Origin of the sequence: Pseudomonas sp. HY2-MNA-CIBAN-0224, assembly GCF_040310285.1 — a bacterium.
Classification (GTDB): domain Bacteria; phylum Pseudomonadota; class Gammaproteobacteria; order Pseudomonadales; family Pseudomonadaceae; genus Aquipseudomonas; species Aquipseudomonas helleri.
Window position 1 is genome coordinate 1 of sequence record NZ_JBEOPQ010000926.1, and the last position, 234, is coordinate 234.

The window sequence follows — 234 nt, forward strand, 5'->3', positions numbered from 1 at the left end:
GGTTTAAACAACTAGAAAGAACATTAAGTAAACTACATAAACCTATCCTTGCTGATGTTTTGGATGAAAATTTCTATTTGAATGAACATCTTCCTTCAAACAAAAAAAATTTATATATCAGTAACCCTCCTTTCTGTCGGAAAAAAACTAATTATAGTTTCGATTACTTCTTAGAACTAAACTCTAATTCAAGTTTCAAGCAGTTAGATATAGCCTTCTTAGACAAAGTAATGT

At 28.6% G+C, this 234-nt stretch carries 1 protein-coding gene; it reads left to right on the plus strand.

Features of this window, described 5'->3' with window-relative positions; genetic code table 11:
• Positions 1 to 234, plus strand: a 234-nt coding sequence (locus tag AAEZ03_RS28960; protein WP_350583452.1) for a hypothetical protein, incomplete at both ends; no start/stop codon positions are given.